The 17,039-nt window shown below is 57.6% G+C and carries 22 protein-coding genes; all 22 read left to right on the top strand.

What is annotated here, in order from left to right; genetic code table 11:
• Nucleotides 1-126 precede the first annotated feature (126 nt).
• Entirely contained in the window at nucleotides 127-1,845 is a 1,719-nt protein-coding gene (locus DWZ01_RS07590; protein WP_117848537.1) for a hypothetical protein, read from the top strand.
• A gap of 2 nt (nucleotides 1,846-1,847) precedes the next feature.
• Nucleotides 1,848-3,176 carry a hypothetical protein gene (locus tag DWZ01_RS07585; protein ID WP_117848536.1) on the top strand — a complete coding sequence of 443 codons (1,329 nt, stop codon included), beginning with the start codon at nucleotides 1,848-1,850 and terminating at the stop codon, nucleotides 3,174-3,176.
• A gap of 177 nt (nucleotides 3,177-3,353) precedes the next feature.
• Nucleotides 3,354-5,336 (top strand): hypothetical protein, encoded by a 1,983-nt coding sequence (locus DWZ01_RS07580; protein ID WP_117848535.1) that lies wholly within the window; start codon nucleotides 3,354-3,356, stop codon nucleotides 5,334-5,336.
• Between the two features lie 265 nt (nucleotides 5,337-5,601).
• Nucleotides 5,602-6,750 (top strand): hypothetical protein, encoded by a 1,149-nt coding sequence (locus DWZ01_RS07575; RefSeq protein ID WP_199412413.1) that lies wholly within the window; start codon nucleotides 5,602-5,604, stop codon nucleotides 6,748-6,750.
• Nucleotides 6,751-6,760: 10 nt separating this feature from the next.
• Complete coding sequence (locus DWZ01_RS07570) at nucleotides 6,761-7,297, top strand: hypothetical protein (RefSeq protein WP_117848533.1); 537 nt, start codon at nucleotides 6,761-6,763, stop codon at nucleotides 7,295-7,297.
• A 90-nt stretch (nucleotides 7,298-7,387) separates the two neighbouring features.
• Entirely contained in the window at nucleotides 7,388-7,612 is a 225-nt protein-coding gene (locus DWZ01_RS07565) for a hypothetical protein (protein WP_117848532.1), read from the top strand.
• Between the two features lie 9 nt (nucleotides 7,613-7,621).
• Nucleotides 7,622-8,173 carry a hypothetical protein gene (locus tag DWZ01_RS07560; protein WP_117848531.1) on the top strand — a complete coding sequence of 184 codons (552 nt, stop codon included), beginning with the start codon at nucleotides 7,622-7,624 and terminating at the stop codon, nucleotides 8,171-8,173.
• Between the two features lie 21 nt (nucleotides 8,174-8,194).
• A complete protein-coding gene (locus DWZ01_RS07555; protein WP_117848530.1) occupies nucleotides 8,195-8,707 on the top strand; it encodes a hypothetical protein in 513 nt (170 codons plus the stop codon).
• Between the two features lie 73 nt (nucleotides 8,708-8,780).
• A complete protein-coding gene (locus DWZ01_RS07550; RefSeq protein ID WP_117848529.1) occupies nucleotides 8,781-9,287 on the top strand; it encodes a hypothetical protein in 507 nt (168 codons plus the stop codon).
• Between the two features lie 8 nt (nucleotides 9,288-9,295).
• Nucleotides 9,296-9,862: a hypothetical protein gene (locus DWZ01_RS07545; RefSeq protein WP_117848528.1), complete on the top strand. Its 567-nt coding sequence runs from the start codon at nucleotides 9,296-9,298 to the stop codon at nucleotides 9,860-9,862.
• Between the two features lie 491 nt (nucleotides 9,863-10,353).
• A complete protein-coding gene (locus DWZ01_RS07535) occupies nucleotides 10,354-11,307 on the top strand; it encodes a DUF6273 domain-containing protein (RefSeq protein ID WP_117848526.1) in 954 nt (317 codons plus the stop codon).
• Nucleotides 11,308-11,465: 158 nt separating this feature from the next.
• The gene (locus DWZ01_RS10945; protein ID WP_117848525.1) at nucleotides 11,466-11,861 is read left to right on the top strand and encodes an HNH endonuclease; all 396 of its coding nucleotides are present in this window, start codon (nucleotides 11,466-11,468) and stop codon (nucleotides 11,859-11,861) included.
• A 12-nt stretch (nucleotides 11,862-11,873) separates the two neighbouring features.
• On the top strand, nucleotides 11,874-12,089 hold the full coding sequence (locus tag DWZ01_RS07525; protein ID WP_117848524.1) for a hypothetical protein: 216 nt from the start codon (nucleotides 11,874-11,876) through the stop codon (nucleotides 12,087-12,089).
• 180 nt (nucleotides 12,090-12,269) lie between these two features.
• Nucleotides 12,270-12,650, top strand: coding sequence for a helix-turn-helix domain-containing protein (locus DWZ01_RS07520; protein WP_117848523.1), 381 nt, complete (start codon nucleotides 12,270-12,272; stop codon nucleotides 12,648-12,650).
• Between the two features lie 11 nt (nucleotides 12,651-12,661).
• Nucleotides 12,662-12,835 carry a hypothetical protein gene (locus DWZ01_RS10725; RefSeq protein WP_158557012.1) on the top strand — a complete coding sequence of 58 codons (174 nt, stop codon included), beginning with the start codon at nucleotides 12,662-12,664 and terminating at the stop codon, nucleotides 12,833-12,835.
• A gap of 222 nt (nucleotides 12,836-13,057) precedes the next feature.
• A complete protein-coding gene (locus DWZ01_RS07515) occupies nucleotides 13,058-13,315 on the top strand; it encodes a Flp family type IVb pilin (protein WP_117848522.1) in 258 nt (85 codons plus the stop codon).
• A gap of 53 nt (nucleotides 13,316-13,368) precedes the next feature.
• Entirely contained in the window at nucleotides 13,369-13,626 is a 258-nt protein-coding gene (locus DWZ01_RS07510) for a Flp family type IVb pilin (protein WP_117848521.1), read from the top strand.
• Between the two features lie 90 nt (nucleotides 13,627-13,716).
• On the top strand, nucleotides 13,717-14,529 hold the full coding sequence (locus DWZ01_RS07505) for an A24 family peptidase (RefSeq protein ID WP_117848520.1): 813 nt from the start codon (nucleotides 13,717-13,719) through the stop codon (nucleotides 14,527-14,529).
• Nucleotides 14,530-14,578: 49 nt separating this feature from the next.
• Nucleotides 14,579-15,010: a TadE family protein gene (locus DWZ01_RS07500; RefSeq protein ID WP_158557011.1), complete on the top strand. Its 432-nt coding sequence runs from the start codon at nucleotides 14,579-14,581 to the stop codon at nucleotides 15,008-15,010.
• Nucleotides 15,007-15,483 carry a TadE family protein gene (locus tag DWZ01_RS07495; RefSeq protein WP_117848518.1) on the top strand — a complete coding sequence of 159 codons (477 nt, stop codon included), beginning with the start codon at nucleotides 15,007-15,009 and terminating at the stop codon, nucleotides 15,481-15,483. The genes DWZ01_RS07500 and DWZ01_RS07495 overlap by 4 nt, the downstream gene beginning before the upstream one ends.
• Complete coding sequence (locus DWZ01_RS07490) at nucleotides 15,484-16,095, top strand: hypothetical protein (protein ID WP_117848517.1); 612 nt, start codon at nucleotides 15,484-15,486, stop codon at nucleotides 16,093-16,095. It abuts the gene before it with no gap.
• 54 nt (nucleotides 16,096-16,149) lie between these two features.
• Nucleotides 16,150-17,037 carry a Flp pilus assembly protein CpaB gene (gene cpaB, locus DWZ01_RS07485; RefSeq protein WP_158557010.1) on the top strand — a complete coding sequence of 296 codons (888 nt, stop codon included), beginning with the start codon at nucleotides 16,150-16,152 and terminating at the stop codon, nucleotides 17,035-17,037.
• Nucleotides 17,038-17,039: the final 2 nt, after the last annotated feature.

The raw sequence follows: 17,039 nt of genomic DNA, 5'->3' as shown, positions 1-17,039 counted from the left end.
GGCGCTACCGAGCTACACGGATAAGAAGAATAAGAAGAAGAAAAATAAAAAGAAGGATAAGAACGAGGAAAAGCAGGGGGATATGCGGATGAGGAAGGGTTCGTAGCACATACGGCTATCATCGGTTTGAAAGACTACCTGCTCAACGAGGCAAGCGATAGCGATTTGCTGGACTGCGCGAAAGCGTATGATACCGCAAACCAGTACGGCCATTTCGATACGTATGATTCCGTGGAGGAAGCCGCTAAGCTCTGCGGCTGGGACGTGGAGACCGCTCTCAGCGAGAGCCGCCACGTTGAGTCGGATGCCGACTGCTACCGCTTCAACGGATATGGGCACCTCGAGGCCGTCAGCAACGAGAGCCTGCTCGAAGATGCCCGCGACAACATCGACGATATCATCGATTGGCTCGAGGGTGCCAGCCGATATGACCTTGAGGGTGTCAGCTCCGATGTCGAGCTGTTCATCACTGCGGAAGATCCGATTGAGATCATCAATGCCGTTGATTGCTCCGTACGAAGCTCCGGCGATACTATCGAGGTCGATTTGAGCCGTGGGGACAAGAAGGTGACGCTGTCCTTCTCCAAGCTCAACGATATCGATGTGGATAAGATCGACCTCGCCAATGCGGCGTATGCAACGGCCGAGGGCTACTATAGATACGCCGACGGTGCCAGCACCGAGGAGGTTCAGACAGCGTTTTTCAAGGAGAACGGGCGCAGGTTGTCGGATGCCCGCGCGGACGACCTGACGGAGGCCTGCGAGAAGAATATGGACGCGCTGGGGCAAGTACTTGAAGACAGCGAAATCGAGGCACTCATAAACTTCTACGATGTCGAGATTTGCAGCGAGACATATTGCGCGACACTTGCCAATGAGGCGCGTGAATGCAAGTACATCGCATCGGCTCTTGAGAAGATGGGCTTCGACGTGGAAAATGGCCGTGCCATCGAGAAACATGCCGAGCTTGCACCCAAACAGCGCACCGTATTCGACCAGATGGTCGGCGATGACTACTGCGAGGTACATGAACAGCTCGGGAAGCTCTTCGGCACCGGCCGCGTCAACCAATCTGAAAAAACCAATGATAGCTGGGGGAATTCCATCCTCGTCAAGGGCAGCAACGGTCTCTATAATGGTCCGCGCGGCGGAATCACCGTCTACGAGAACTTCGAGAAAGCGGTCGATACGTCTGAGAGCTGGCACGGCGGGGACAACATCTTCGCCGACTGCGAAATCGATGGCATGTGGGATGAGAACGGGTCGCTGTTCGTGACCGGTGCGCACCATGACGGTCGCGCCTGCGTGGAGATGCGCCAGCTGACCGATAAGGGCGAGGAACTCTATTCGTGTCATCAAGTGGATGATGGGTTCCACCTGCCGGAGGCCGGCTTCGAGACGATGGGCTTCGTCTACCGAGAGGGAGATGAGAACGCGTTCATCCATGACCTGTGGGACAACCCCGAGATGTGCTCCCGCCCGCGTTTTGCCGAGAAGGCACTCGATATGCCCGCCGAGGAGTACATCATGGTACATGATGGCGTGAAGACCGAATTCCAGATTACCGAGGTCAAGGAGGATTCGTTCGCCTATGACCAGGGGGCGCGGTTCGATGTGAAGGTTCTCACCGATGGGCATGTCTGCGGCTACGGACACTTCTGCGCCGACCTCGATGATGCGCACGGGTTTTGCCAGCGGTTCGCCGACGGGATTGTCGGGGTCGGTGAGAGCTTGGACGATATGTGCGAGAATCGCCGCGAGGTCGCCTCTATGGCACAGGATGTCGATGCGGAAGACCGCGGTCTAGAAGATAAGAATCACGATAATTCGGAAATCGGAGAGTAGCTATGTATAGAGTCCATGGCTTCCAGGACAAGAATCAGCTTCTCGAGATGCTCGTCAAGGAGAACAGCATGACGTTCTTCCCTGAGTTCAACCTTCTCGCAGTCACTTCCAGCCCCGCCCTGTTCCGTGAGCCGATGAGCAGGGAGACAGCCATCTTCAACGTCACGGCATCCGAGATCTCCAGCGGTGAGTTCTTCAAGGGCTGCGACTATGTATCCGACTTTGTTTTCAAGGACGGGCGGGATAAGGCCATCGCCATCATCGATTCATACGAGCAGGATTCCGATGGATTCACCTTCCACGACCGCCGAATCGATATGCTGTCCCGCCTGTTCTCGTGGAGTTCGACCATCACTGCCGGCAGCATTCCCGATATGGTACGTCGCGTCTCTTATTACCAAAAACACCTGATGTCGAATCGGGAGAGTTTTGAGCTGTCCCACGGCAAGCCGCTTTCCGAGATATCGGAGCGTCCGGTCGGGGCGGACGCCAAGGAGCTGCTCGACAAGCTCACGTCGAGTGAGACAGTGAGCTATTTCCCCGAGTTCAACCTCCTCGTCACGACCACCGAATACGACCCGCTCGACCTTCATGACCGCGACACGTGCGTCCTCAGCGTCTTCCCATCCGAGCTTGCCTACGAGAAGCTGTTCCATGGATTCGAGAACGTAGCCGACATCCCCTATAGCGGGCCTGTTGTCGACCCCATCGCCTTTCAGCCAACCTTTATCGACTCTGCCGAGCGGGACTGCTCCAACGATGTCGACCTCGGCAGCCTGGCTATGCTCCTGTCCGGCAGCGACGTCATCAGCACGCAGTCCGTCCCCGAGCTTCTCGACATCATGGCGGATCGTTTCGGCATCGAACCCGAGGAACGTACCCTCAACGCCGATCGGGCGCGGGCGGAGGAATGCATCCGCACGGGCGTGCCGGATATTCAAGTCGAGATCGATAGCACCAACGACGACAACTTCATCGAAGGAACGGTGACAGTCGAGGGTGAGTCCTGCTATTTCTATCGCCCGAACAGCACCCGAAGTACGGAGGATTACGACTCGGTTATCTTGGAGCCTTTCCGTCCCGATGGGTTCGAGGGCGATATCGAGAATGTCGCACTGCCGACTGCGATTGATGAGAACCGCGAGCTCGCCGAGCTGGTCGTGTCCGTGGCGACCGAGCCGTATATGGATCCCGACAAGGCGGCCGCACGCGAGCAGAGCATCGATTCGCTTTGCGATGAGAAGACCGAGGTGTCCGAATCGATGAGATACGGCATGGAGGGCGTGGGCTTGCCGATGCTCGATGCCGCGGAACATCTCGCGAACTACTAGGGTTTGGCTGGATTGATAAAGGGGCGTACCCGATTTGCGGGTGCGCCCCTTTATGTTTTCGGCGGAAGATTATCAAGACCGGTTTCCTATCTTCTACTTCCGTCCCATTATCTCGTCGCCCGTTCCTAGGCTTCCATACTTTGAATCAATACGAATGTAAGAACGATGGGAGCCACCATGGCCTTGGTCATCAACCTGCACGGCCCGAATACCAACACGCTCGGCAATCTCACCGCAGGCGCCCTTGCGGAGATGGGCTACAGTACCGCCGCCGTACCGTCCTGCCGCCGAGAGATGGAGCTCGCTGCATTGAGCGGCAATGAGCAGGCGATCCGGCTCACGGACGGCTCCCTCGAAAGTTGCGTTGAGCTCGCGTCCATGCAGGCCGAACGCAACCAGCGCTCCATCGACCCCGATCTGGATGCGGTGATCGTCTGCGGACCTGTGGTCGATAGCTTCTGGGGCTATAGGGGCAACCTCGAGGACTCCTTCTACCGCGCCGCCATCGAGACGGCGCTTGAGCTGGATGCCGCCCAGTACGAGCTCGTCCCCAGCGGCAGCCTTACCGAGCATACCCTTGCTCAGTTCAGGTCCTTTCTCAGGGATTGCGGGGTCAGGCCGCGAATCAGCGGACAGCTCGACTACGGGTATCACGACATCATCGACATCGTCCGCAGCGAGGTCGCACTCGACCGCAAGGAGCATCCCGTAAAGGGTGTCGAGAAAGTCGATGTCGCCCCCGATTGCGAGAAGGTCATCGCTGGCTTCAAAAATGCGGCGATCAGCGTGCAGGAGGCCATCAAGTCCCTTCCCGAGGGAAGCGAGATGCGAATGAAACTCGAGAGCATGGTCGACCGCGCCTTGGAGGACGGCTACGGCGGCATCCATATCGAGACCGTCAGGAAACCTACGGGTAAGACGATGAGTCTGGGCGACTTGGTTCAGTCGGAAGTCGATGCCGCATCCAGGCGCAAAGACGTCCGCGACGAGGTGGTTGCTCGCGAGGTGGAACCCGCCGAGTCGAAGGCTGTTGAAACCCACGGGCGGGATGAGGAAAAGGGCAAGGAGAACAAAGATAAAGAGAAGAAGAATAAAAAGGAAAAGGAGAAGGATATGGTAGACGAACCCGAGTCGAAGAAGCCCGAGTACATCAATATCAGCTTCGAGAACAAGGACGTCCGCGTGAAGCCGTATACGGATCGCAACGGCAACGAGCGCCTGCGCATCAACATGACGATGCCGAAGGGTACCGTTGTCGGGGATAAGGACCTTTCCGGCATGAAGGTCTCCATGCCCGCCCGTGAGTTCATGAAGCAGGTCAAGGATGCCGGAAAGGCAGTCAAGTACGGATTTCGCTCCGATCGCGACGTGCGCTTCTTCAAGTACGATGAGCAGAATCAACGCATCGACTATCCCGGTGAGGGCGATGCGGCAATCATGCCGAGTGACTTGGCCGCCGCTGTGTCGGCGGCCTATCAGGGCAAGGAAGCCGCTAAGCCGGAGCTACAGCGCAGCGCGAACTACAAATACACGGGACTCACCTTCGCGCCCTGCGATATGAAGGTCAAGACCGTTCCCGTTGAGGACGGACCCGATAAGAACTTCCTGCTGTGCAAGCTGCCTCCCCACACCATGGTCGGCAACCAAGACCTCGGCGGCATGATCGTGAGCAAGTTCCTCACGGACAGACAGTTGCCCTATGCACAGTCCGGTAAGCCCTTCACGGCGAGCTTCAAAACTGAATCGCCCGTCCGCGTCTATCCTGTCAGCGGCGAGGATTCCCGCGACAACTTCGACTATGACTACCGTAACCCGCAGGAGTTCAGCGCAGGTGCCTTGGTTGCCGGCATCGAGGACGCCTACGGTGCACGCCTGCTCAACGCTAAGGGTTACGAAGACAAACTCGCGGCGGCTGGCAAGGAAATGAATCCCGCCGCTGCCGAGGCCAAGCAGATGCTCGAGGACCGCGATGCCGCTGCATCGCGCCAGGGCAGCAAGGCCGCGGCCTTGGAATATCACCAGACGGGCGGCGGCGAGGACGCGCCGCTGAATGATCTGTGCGATGTGAAGAGCAGCGAGGCGGCCGAGGTTCAAGGTGAACAGCCTTATGTAATCACAGGGCCCGAGCCCGAGCTCTACGACGAGGATGTCGAGTTCTAGAGCACGGAAGGCAGAGCATTGCGGAGGGTGAACCATTTCGGGTCGCCCTCCAAGTCTATTTCTGTCCCCTCAGGGCTGTCTGCCATACATGTTCGTAAAGTCAGGATATACGATCGCAGAAATTTCGAACATGATGGGAGCGGCGTCGATGCGAGAAATACCCATAGACAATCTCGAAGGCCTAAAGGTACCCGATGCGGTTCTCCTCTGCCGCCGAGGAGATTCTTGGGTAGCGGAGAAAGACGGGTCGCGGGCGGGTGACTTTGTGTCGAGTCTCGTCGGAGATTCCGAGCGGCTCTACCCCGAGCCAAACGGGCAGCTCGTTCTCTCAGATGATGGAGGCAACACTGCGTCTGCTCGAATCTCCGCTATCCCGAGCAGCCTGTTCTCCATCACGGAAAAGGTCCGCGAGCTTCGGAATATCCCATCGGAGAAAAGCTACGAGATGCTACTGGGCAAGGCAGTCGAGAGCCATAAGCTCATCAACCTCGCCCGTCTCGCAGCCGTTGTCCCCAAGGCTGCCGCGGCGGTACCTACCCGAACCGACAGGCATATAGTCTTGGCACATGGCCCGGCACGGATGGGAGAGCTCGCCGACGACATCGGTGTGAGTTGGGCACGCGAAGCGGTCTCACGAATCGCCGACCCATCACACTTTCCGGATGTCGAAATTCCGAGCGGGCTGACCGATGAGATTCTGGACAGTGCACGCACTGCGGCGGGCGAGGACAAGGGCGCCTATGAGGATTTTTGCGCGGATCTCGGGTTTGCGTGCGACGTCATCCGCTCTGCTTTCAGTCGCGACCTCGAATCCGAAGCCGAGTTCTACGATTCGAGTGCGACGGATAACGTCCGCGTCTTGCTCGACTGTATCGACACGTCCAAATGCATCGTCATCCTTAAGGACTCGGCTTCGGGATTTTGCGAATACCTGTTTTCAGATACCGAGTCCTTCATCAGGGCACAGCCGCGCAGCGTCGGCGAGTTCGCGGCCGAACTCGCCGCTGGGCGATATCGACTCGACGACGATGCTCGGGATTTCGAGCTTGTCGTGGAAGGCGGTAAGCTCATCCTCGATGAGACACCGAGCATGGCACACGGCAACGGGAAATATGAGGTCCTTTTCATCGCCAAGTCGCTTAGCGACAGGGTGATTGCCATGGAAAATGACGAGCTCGGGCGGGAGATGGCCCGCCTGCGCATGCGTCGAGGTCTTCCTGCAGAGAACCTTGTCGTGCGGCTGGCTGAGATGAGTGGCGACGTCGCATGCGTCGAGCGGGATATCTGCGCGGTATTCGGCTGGGATTTCTCCGGGAACGGGAGGATGGAATCGCTCGATGACCTCATGGAGGCCGTCGAGCTCGATTCGGCGCAACCCTATGGGCGCGGCGGCAGGGATAAAGCCGGATTTTAGGAGGGAAGAAATGGATTTCGATATCCAAGGCACGGAAATCAAACCCGATCCGAGGGGCAATGTCGAACTCACGAGGTTCGGCTCGACGGCGATACTGTTTTGCGGCGGTGACGAGCCGTTTATGGTCGTGAAGGGATATGACAGCAAGACCGGCGAGTGGACGGGCGATTCCGTTCGCGTCGATGATCTGTCGGTCGCATGGGATATCGCCGACCCTGAAATCATCGAAGGCGCCACCGTCAAATGGAAGCGTTCCGATTTGGCGGGCATTCTCGAGGACAGGGGAATCGAGGCGAGCGATTGGAACATCGATATGGCCATCAAGACGCCCGATTTAGAGAACTCCCCTTTTTGGCTCGGCAAATTCTCAAAGGACGGCGGCGAGGACTACCTTAATTTGACCATCACGCAGCTCTGCTCCATCGGGGCGCTGGACGTCCCCGAGGGGTTCAGGCTCGAGGAGGGATTGGACGATATCGCCGAGCGCATGGACGAGTGCTGCGCCGGCGATGAGATTGACAATATGACCCAGTCTGTGGGGCGCTAGGGTTCCGCCAATCCGGTAGACCTGCCGCAGCGGCAAGAAGGTCAGCGCCTGCGCGTGTCTCCGTATCCTGTTCGGCAAAGAGAGGCTTCTATGAAAAGAGACCAAATGAACGAACGGGACAGTTTTTTCGAGAGGACCGAACAACAGGTTCTCTTCTACCTATACGAAAACAGGGATCATACCGTGAGCCGCGCTGAGCTTCGAAATGGCATCATGGCCGCACCGGTCGAATCAACGTTCGAGTCTATTTTGACTTCCCTTGAGATCAAGAAGCTCATCGAGTTCGATTCTTACGGCAATGTGGCGATTGCATAGGAGGTATCGATGATAGTCAAAGGTTCCTGCGATATAGCGCTTAGCCGCGATGAGCTTGTCGAGATGCTCGCCAAGCTGTACCTGCTAGACGGCGGCTATTCTTCCTTCAATCTCGTGCCGTCCACTGAAATCGCCAAGCTAATCGTCAAGAAATGCTCCGTGAGTGCGACAGGCTGCGAATTCTCCCTCTCCCTCACCGCGTTGCAGTCGATCAGGGTCTTCGCCCTTCTCGAGAAGGCGGCGGGAAGGCATATCCCGACTGAGGCGTACCGACGCGCCGATGCGGCCGCCGATGAGATTTCGGACCGTTGCGATCCGAGTCGCTTCAAGTTGACCCCCTCGGAACGGGAATTCTATATGGCGGCTCTCGATGCCCTCGAGAAGTCAGTCGGGCAGCGCGTCACCATCCGAGAGCTATCGAACCAGGCGGGCGTCCAGTACGAACCGTTCCGCCGCTTGGTGAAGCGGCTCGAGCATATCGGCTATATCGAGCGCTTTGGCAAGCTCACCGCCTCTTTCGACCGCGACCGTGCAATGGAGCTGTTGCGCATAGGCATCTAGATAGACCTTTGGAGCCTTCCCATGGATAACTTCGGCAACATCCACCCCCTTGCGTTTGAGCCCGTCAGGAAAATCCTTGCGGCAGCATATAGGTCGCGTGATTTCAGGGCGGCGGATGAGGTTATCGTACGCAACACGGTCAAGGAGACGGTCATGATCTCCAGGCTCGTCAACGGAGCCATGGACGCATACTGCTGGTCGAGCGGCCGCGGTACCTCCTATATGCTCTCCCGTACTTCCCATCCGGGATACACGCTCCAGCTCACCACCTTTCATCGAGGCCATGCGTGGGGAGATATCAACGTCAAGCATGCCGGCAACGGCGAGCTCAGCTTGCCAGATGGCGTGTGCGCGGTCGGTGTGGAGCATGCCGATTCGGGTGTCGAGGATGAGCTTGCCGAGCGCTTCGGCATCTATATCACGCCCGATGCATACGAGCGGTTCGGTTGCGTCGACGAGGGGCTCGATTGCAGCGAATCTGTTCGATTGGATGCGCGGGACGCTATCCGCGAAATATCGAGTCAGGAGCGTTAGTAGGCAACATCCACTACCGCGCCGTATACATCTTGAAGACATCGGCATTTCGATGAACAATTGGAGCCATCGCATGGATATCAATCGCAACATCTTCCCCATCGCCTTCGAACCTGTCGAGGAACTCATCGATGCGGCGTACATCTCCGATGACTTCACCTTGGCTGATGCTGCAATCGCCCGCAACGCGGTCAAGGAGACAGGCATGATCTCGAGGCTCGTAAACGGCGCTATGGATGCGTATTGTTGGTCGAGCGGTCGCGGTGTCTCGCATATGCTCTCGCGCACGTCCCATCCGGGGTACACGCTGCAACTCACCGATTTCTACCAAGGCCGCGCCATCGGCGATATCGATATCAAGCATGCGGGGGAACTTTATCTGCCCGACGGCGTATGTGCGGTGGGCGTGGAGGATGCGGATTTGGGCATCGAGGAAGAGCTTGCCGAGTGTTTCGGCATCTATATCACGCAGGATTCTTACGAACAGTTCGGTCGCGATAGCGATGGACTCGAGATCGATGGGGTCATTCAGCCTGAGCGTTGCGGCGCGGAGTGCAAATTATCAAGTGATGAGCGTTAGGAGACAACATGGGAACCCACCACCAGCCATACTTTCTGGAGAAGGCTAAAGAAGACCTCGTACACCATAGCGCCGCATGGGTCGTGAAGGAACCGGAGCGCTCCCCTATCTTCGTCGACTGCCATGCGGTCGAAGACCTTTCCCTTGGCCGCGGCTGGGATCTGCAGATAGCGGTATGGAGCCGCGATGAGGCGGGCATCTGGTCGTGCAGCGAGGCGATTCAAGACCGCGGCTCGCTTGACGATGCGCATGATGCGGCAAGGTTTGCCGAGACGCTTGCGGGGTCAACCGGTGCTGCCGTCATGATTCCCTACAACGTCTTTGAGGAGGTCGTCGACGAGCATGACGCGAACTATCTCATCGCGCTGGCTGTCTGCATCGACCAGCTGCCCGACTTCGTAACGGATGACGAGGTCTCGAGGCGTATCAGGCTCAACGCCGACCAGGACATGGATGAGCGGCGCGGGCTTACCGTCCGCGAGCAGGACGGACCATCTGTCTCGCTCGATGAGCTGGCCGAGGTGTACGGGGATCAGGCGGGGACGGCTGAGGGGGAAGTTGCCTTGGAGCGTTGAGGTGTGCCTTTGCGGCACGAGGGGTTGCCGCCTCTCGCCGTTTGGGATACTTGAGCAGATGGAGGGTCATGCTCTACAGCTTTCCTGTCTCGCCCTCCGTCGTGTTTGGGGCGCCGTGCTGGGTGGTTTCACTTGGCACGGCTTTTTTGTACGTGAATGAGAAGCAGAGACCTGTGTGGGGCTGCCGCAGAGTGCCTTGGCGGGATGAGAATAATAAGAAGAATAAGAAAAAAGTCTATGTGGGAAGGCCGCGCGAAAAGGCCTTAGAGGAATGAGGGGGTTTATATAGCGCGTCAAAGTGCTGGGGAACTTAGAAGGATGAGAATAATAACAAGTTGCTGTACTGCGGGGCGCCATGGAAGGCGTCCCGTTTGCTGTTCTGAGTGAGGTATCGAGTTACTGGAGTGCCGCAGCGGCAAGACCGCCCCAAAACCCCGCGCCACCCCTACCCTTTGCTCGTATTACAAACCCCTGAGCGAAGGGAGCCGCATATGCATGCAGCGGCATTTTCGCCTCGGGGGGGGGTCGCTCCTAAGACGACCTTCCTCAGAGGCCAATCCATCATCGAGTACGTCCTGATCATCGCCGTCATCGGCCTGGTGGTGGTGTTTGCGGGACCGCAGGTCTCCGGTGCCATCAGAAACCAATTCAACCAGGTCGCCAACACGGTCGACTCCGGCACCGACGGAGACAGTTTCATGAGCGCCGAGGAAAAGGCCTACCGCGAGGCGATGAAGACCGTTGCCCAGAAAGAGGCAAAAGACTTGACGCTGGATGAGCAGAAGGCCGCAGCCGACGATATCGCCAAGAACGGCACTTCTTCGGTCGTCTACGCCAAGGCGAAAGCCGCCATGGATGCGAGGACGGAGTGGTCGGTATGGGCTGGGGGCGTGAATATTACCTATCGCATTATCGGTATAAACCACGACGACCTGTCTGACGGTTCAGGGAAGGCCGGATTGACTTTTTTTACAACTAAGAATTCTTACACCAACGAGTGTATGAATGACTCGAAACATGTGTCAGGCTCCTGGACAAGTCCAAGAAATACAGGAGGGTGGGAGAAATCGGAGCTTCGCCAGAAGATGAACGCCGGAAAGATTTGGAGTTACTTACCGCCAAATCTCAAATCAAAGATAGTGTCAGTTAAGAAAATAACTGACAACCAGGGTGGCGGTTCCGCTGGAACTCCAACGGCAACTACGGATAAGGTGTTTCTCCTTTCCTCGACTGAGATTTGGGGCAATATCGATTGTGATGGAAGGCAATATGAATACTTCAGCCAACACGGCATAGGTGGCAATGACTTCCCTGACGTTTCATTTACTCGATCAGTGAGTAAGGACAATCAATTCTATTTTGCTTGCGCCAATTCGAGTGGACAGTGTATTTTCGAGTACGGCAATTACGGCATTAGCCAGACTTATTATGCTTTCTGCTTCTAAATCCGTCTTCATCTATTGAAAAGCCTGCGCAATCCCATGCGGGCTTTTCTTTTGATGAGGCGGTTCTCAGTGATGCCGCAGCGGCAGTACGTTATTGGCAGGCATTGGGGTTCGGTATGTTTGGCATGGAAGACCCTCAATATTCCGAAAGGATAGACATGGAACAAATGACCGATGCCATGATGCCGTTCTTTACGCTCGCTATCGTCCTGTTTGGCATAGAGACCGTGTTCGACATGTTCTGGCGCGAGCATAAGAAGGCTAAGCGTGAGCGTGAGCGCGAGAAAAAGCGGGAGAAGCGGCGACTGGAATATCAGGACCGCCGCATGGCCAACGATGCCGAGCATGCGAAGGTGACCCGCGCGATGCGCTATGACGTGCTTCGGCGCGATGGGTTCCATTGCGTGCGGTGCGGGAGAGGCCGTGAGGATGGGGTGAAGCTGCACGTCGACCATGTGGTCCCCGTCTCGCGCGGCGGTAAGTCGGTTATGGACAACCTCCAGACCCTTTGCGAGGACTGCAACTGCGGCAAGGGAAATAGGTACGTCGAATAGGAGAATCGGATTATGTATCAAACGGTAATCGGTTCGGACGGCAGGCTGCACCTCGAACGGCAATTCGGCAACCAGAGAATCGACCTCACCACGGGTGAAACCAAGACGGTAATACCCGGATTCGGGGGCATGAACACCGTCTTCGATGAGGACGGCGTCCATGCCGAGATGCAAATCGGGAACATGCGCCAGACGCTCGGCAAGAACGGGTTCGACTGGATGCTGTAGGTGGACTTTGCCGCAACGGATCTGTTTCTTATCGTACGGTATGTTGATTCTGCTCTGATGTTATCTTCGGGACGGGCGGAATCATATTGAACGGGGGTCAGAATGACCCTACTTAAGTTTTACGGTTCGCTGGGTTAAGTTTTGGCTTGTGCAAAATCTCAACTCAACGGGCGGCTGCTTATGAACACTTACAAGGACGTGACCCGCAGGGAACAAATCGCAGGACGTGACATCGAATCCGGGGACAAGGAACTCGGAGTCCGCATCTGGCGAATCATGCGAAAAAAGGGTATGAACCAGAGTTCGCTCTCAGAGGCCTCTGGGGTATCCAAGAACATTATCACTCGCCTACTGACGGGCCGCAGAATGACCTCCTTCGAGAATATCGAGAGGATCGCAACGGTGCTCGACGTCTCGCTTGACGAGTTCAGGCCACCTGCGCATCGCCCGCGTAAGGAATTTGCGGGTTCAGTCCAGACAAAGCAAGGGAACAAGGTCGATACGTCTCGTCTGAATGGCGAGCGCAACCCTGAACCAGATGGCATCAACCTCTACAAATAGGAAGCGATCTCGTGAAGAAGTATTTCGTTCTGGTCAATAAGGAAGGCCTGCCATATATCTCCATCAAACGAGAGCCGAACGACTGCCCGCTCGTCGGTATCTGCTCAGATCTGGCAAGCGCCAAATCGCTCATGAAGGCATTTCTCGAGTCGCGCGACAAGGGAAAAGGCATTAAGCCCGAATAGCGCGAGATGATTTTAATAACAGTGTTTTAACGGTCGGCCGATACGGTCGGCCGTTTTTTATTCGGCTCCCCTTTCAGGCGGTTCTCTAAAACCACCAAGTTATGAAGGAATGTGATTGCCGCTGCGGCACGACATAGTTTCTCACTTGACGGAGTTCGATTATGTTCGCCGAGGGAGCGCGCCCCTCGCCTTCTATCGTTCTCTACTGAGAGGATTCATCCAATGGATTTCGTCAACTCCGCCTGCGCCCGCGCCGTGGTCGCCAAGAACCAGCTCAAGAACAAGCTCGTGCGTGACTTCCGCGCCGCCAAGGCCGGCGAGCTGTCCGGTCAGGGCCTCATCGAGTACGTCCTGATCATCGCCGTCATCTCGCTCGTCGTCGTCTTCGCCGGCCCCGCCGTCGCAGGTGCCATCCGCAATCAGTTCACCAAGATTGCCACCACGCTGACCACCGGCACCACCTCCGGTTTCGGTGCCTAGTCGCCAAGACTTCGTCTATGCCCTATTTATCTCCGCTAGAGAGGATTCATCCAATGGATTTCGTCAACTCCGCCTGCGCCCGCGCCGTGGTCGCCAAGAACCAGCTCAAGAACAAGCTCGTGCGTGACTTCCGCGCCGCCAAGGCCGGCGAGCTGTCCGGTCAGGGCCTCATCGAGTACGTCCTGATCATCGCCGTCATCTCGCTCGTCGTCGTCTTCGCCGGCCCCGCCGTCGCAGGTGCCATCCGCAATCAGTTCACCAAGATTTCCGAGACCTTGAACACCGGTACCGGTACCGGCTTCGGTGCCTAGTGGCTGAGCTGCTTGCATTTTTCGGCACCGTCCGTTTCCCAAAGACGGCCGGTGCCTTTTCTTTTTAGACAGAGACTGACAGGAGACCCTATGACCGCAATCAATGGAGTAATAGGAGGAATCGGCGCGGCGTTCATCCTTGCCGCCGCCATCTTCTCGCTCGCGGCGAAGAAGCGTGATGCCGAGGAAGTCGATACCGCACAGATCCATGCCATCGAGAACGGTCTTGAGACGGACGCCGAGTGGGTCGAAGAGATCCACGACGGGGCGTTCAAGGGGCTCGTCAGCCCTTCTGTCGCCCGTGCCGCCTGCTCCGCCTGCGATTTCAGCGATGAAGACCTCGTGGGTATCGAGAAATCCTATAAGTTCTGGGGCGGCCGCGAAGACGGCCGCTTCGATACGGGCTGTTCGGATTGGCTGCTGGGAGTCGGCCTTGTCGGCGGCATCGCTGCCGGTGCCATCGCCAGCGCCTTGGCAGAGCCCTCCTTCGGCTTCTGGGTCGCCACGCTCATCAGTATCTGCATTAATGATTTCAGGTATCGCCGCATCGACCTCTACTCCATCGCCTTTCTCGCCCTCTTCGGACTTCTTATGGGCGGCGGCGCGAATATCCCGCAGAGGCTCGCCCAGGGGGTCTGCCTTGCCGTGGTCCTGTATCTGGCAGCTTACGGCGCGGAAATGGTTTGCGGGAAAGAGGCGTTCGGCCTAGGCGATGTCCTTTTGCTCGGAGCAGTGGGCGCATCGGCCGTGTACAGTTCAAACGCCCTTCTGGCCGCATGCCTTGCCCTGCTGGCAGAGTGTTCCATTATCCTCGCCGTGCTGAAGATCAGGAAATTGGATACGGCGCTGCCCTTCGCTCCCCTCGCCTTTCTGCCTGCTCTCGCCTTCGTCCTAGCTGCGTGATGCCATGAAACGTTTTCCAAATTGCCATCGATGTGAAGGACAGTCACTCGTGGAGTTTGTCCTTTGCGCCCCACTGCTCATCATTATGCTGTTCGCATTGCTGGACGGGTCGGCCTACTACCGCAGCGCCATGTGCGTGCGTACCGCTGCCACCGAGGCGGCCACGTTCTACACGAAGCGGCCCGATGCGTCCGATGCCGATGTCAAGGCCCATGTACTCGCTTGCGTCAAGGGAACCGAAGGCATCGAGTTCTCCTTCAGCGCGGAGGATGCCGGCACTGCGGAGAGCGACTATACGATGCGCGTCAAGCAGTCCAGCGGCTGGAAGACTGCGGATGTGAAGACCGTTACGAAAAGCAAGGCGTTCACCTGTAAGAAGACCATCAAGACCTTCCTGCCCTCACTTTTCGGTGAGGGAAATACCGCCACCGCCACGGCAACCGTGGTGGGCAGCTCCTCGGAAGAAGGTGTGCTGCGATGAGATTCCATCAGTTTCGCGGGCAGACGACCGTAGAGTTCGCCTTTGCGGGCATCTGGCTCATCCTTTTGATGATGGCCGTGCTGTGCTTCGGTTTCATCACCTTCCAGAAGTCCTCATTCGACTACCAGGTTTCGCATATGGCAGACGAGCTTCCCAGCGGTTGGGAGTCCATGGACGCCAAGCGGGTCGTGAAGAGCTGCGTTGCAGCCGCCTCGGGACTTTCCGAGGACGATATCGAGGTCAACTCCGCCGAGATTCATCTCGAGGACAAGGGCAGTACCGACCTCGGCAACAGCACTGCAGTTCAGCTCGGAAGCGAGCTGAAGACGACGACCGCTAGCTATCTCGACATCAGCGCCGATATCACCGTCCACTTGGGCCGAGGTATCGGACTTGCGGGAAACGGCGGTATCCCCTACCGGAGATCCGTCAGGCAGAGCTTCACCGTCGAGCGCCGTTGGGAGGTGGCATAGATGGAACGATTCGGCAAGGGAAGCGTGCACGGGCAGGCGCTCGTGATGTTCGTCCTCGTTGCCGCCGTCCTCGTCATGGTGCTGGGGTTGGCGATTGATGCTTCGGGCGCATGGTGGAAATCGCAGCGTCAAAACGATGCGATCGAGCTCGCCAAGGAGTCGGCGCTTTCACGCAGCAACGAAATCAAGTTCAACGCCACGGACTCGACCCGCGCCCTCGACGAGATCATCTATTCGTCCCTGACGGAGAACCTTCGCGACCTTGGCGGCTCAGAGGTCTCCGTGACCTCGTGGGAAGTACCCGAAACCAAGTCCGGCAGCATGAACCGACTTATCGGAGTCGAGGTCTCGGTCACCGGTACCTACAGGTGCGTTTTCGCCCAGACGTTCGGGTTCGCCTCGGTCCCCGTCAAGAACACCATCACGTTCACCATCAACCCCTATTCATCTACCGAGGTCTGGCGGCAGAACTCCGCCGGTCATGGCTGCAAGCTGGTCAAGTCTGCAGACAAGTCGGTGGGTCAGGAAACCTATACGACGCTCAGCATGGCCTCGGATATCTCCGATGCGCTGAACGATGCAATTAACAAGGGACTCGCGGAACTCTCGTGAGTGCCGGAGCCATAAGCGATGAGACAGGCGCTCGCGGCGCCGGAAAGGAACACCATGTTCAATAAGAAGGATAAGGATCCCATTGAGCCTCTGGAGGGCGAGGAGGTCAAGAAAAAGGGATTTCCCGCGTTCGGTCGCAAGAAGGAGAAAGACCCTGCGGCAAAAATCGTGACGCCCGAGAAACGCCGCCGCCAGCTCTCTTGGCTCTGCGGTGCGTGTGCTGCGGTCGCGGTCGGTTCGCTGGCATTTGCGGCCGTGGAGTTCACCGTAGCCCAGGATACGGTCGCCAAGAGCCAGGCGGACATAATCGAGATTGTCGTTCCCAAGGAGACCATCAAGGCGGGAACCCCCATCACTGCCGACATGCTCGAGGAGGCGCAGGTGCCCAAGCGCTACGTGCCTGCCGATGCGGCCGATGGGTCGAGCAAGTCCGATCTTATCGGCAAGGCTCCCGTCGGCGACTTGTCGAAGGGCGTGCCGATCTCCATGGGCACCGTGCAGGGTTCGTCCAACCCGTCGTCCATCTCGCTCGCGCTCGCTTCCGGCCATGTCGCGCGAACCTTCTCGCTCGATGCCGCTGCCAGCATGTCACCGCTGCTCAAGCCGGGTGACTATGTCACCGTGACCGCGACCTTCAAGTCCGGCAACGGCTCCACGCAGCAGACCGTTGCCTACCAGAACGTCAAGGTCCTCGCAACCGACGCCACGCTCCAGAGTTCCGATGGCTCCTCGCAGAGTGCCGGCTACTCGACCGTCACCCTTGAGCTGACGCCCGAGCAGCTCTCCGAAATCGGCACCGCCGATTCCATCAGCCTCGCCGCCCAGCCGCTCAGTGAGAACCCGAAGGACGATTCCGATCCCGATGCGCTCGATGCACAGAGCGATAGCGATTCCGGCACCGCGCCTGTCGTGGACGCAGATGATACCCCGGCTGAGGAGTAAAC

Source organism: Collinsella sp. AF28-5AC, from assembly GCF_003457875.1.
Classification (GTDB): Bacteria; Actinomycetota; Coriobacteriia; order Coriobacteriales; family Coriobacteriaceae; genus Collinsella.
Note: the sequence above shows the minus strand (reverse complement) of the source record. Positions and strands in the feature narration are given on the sequence as shown.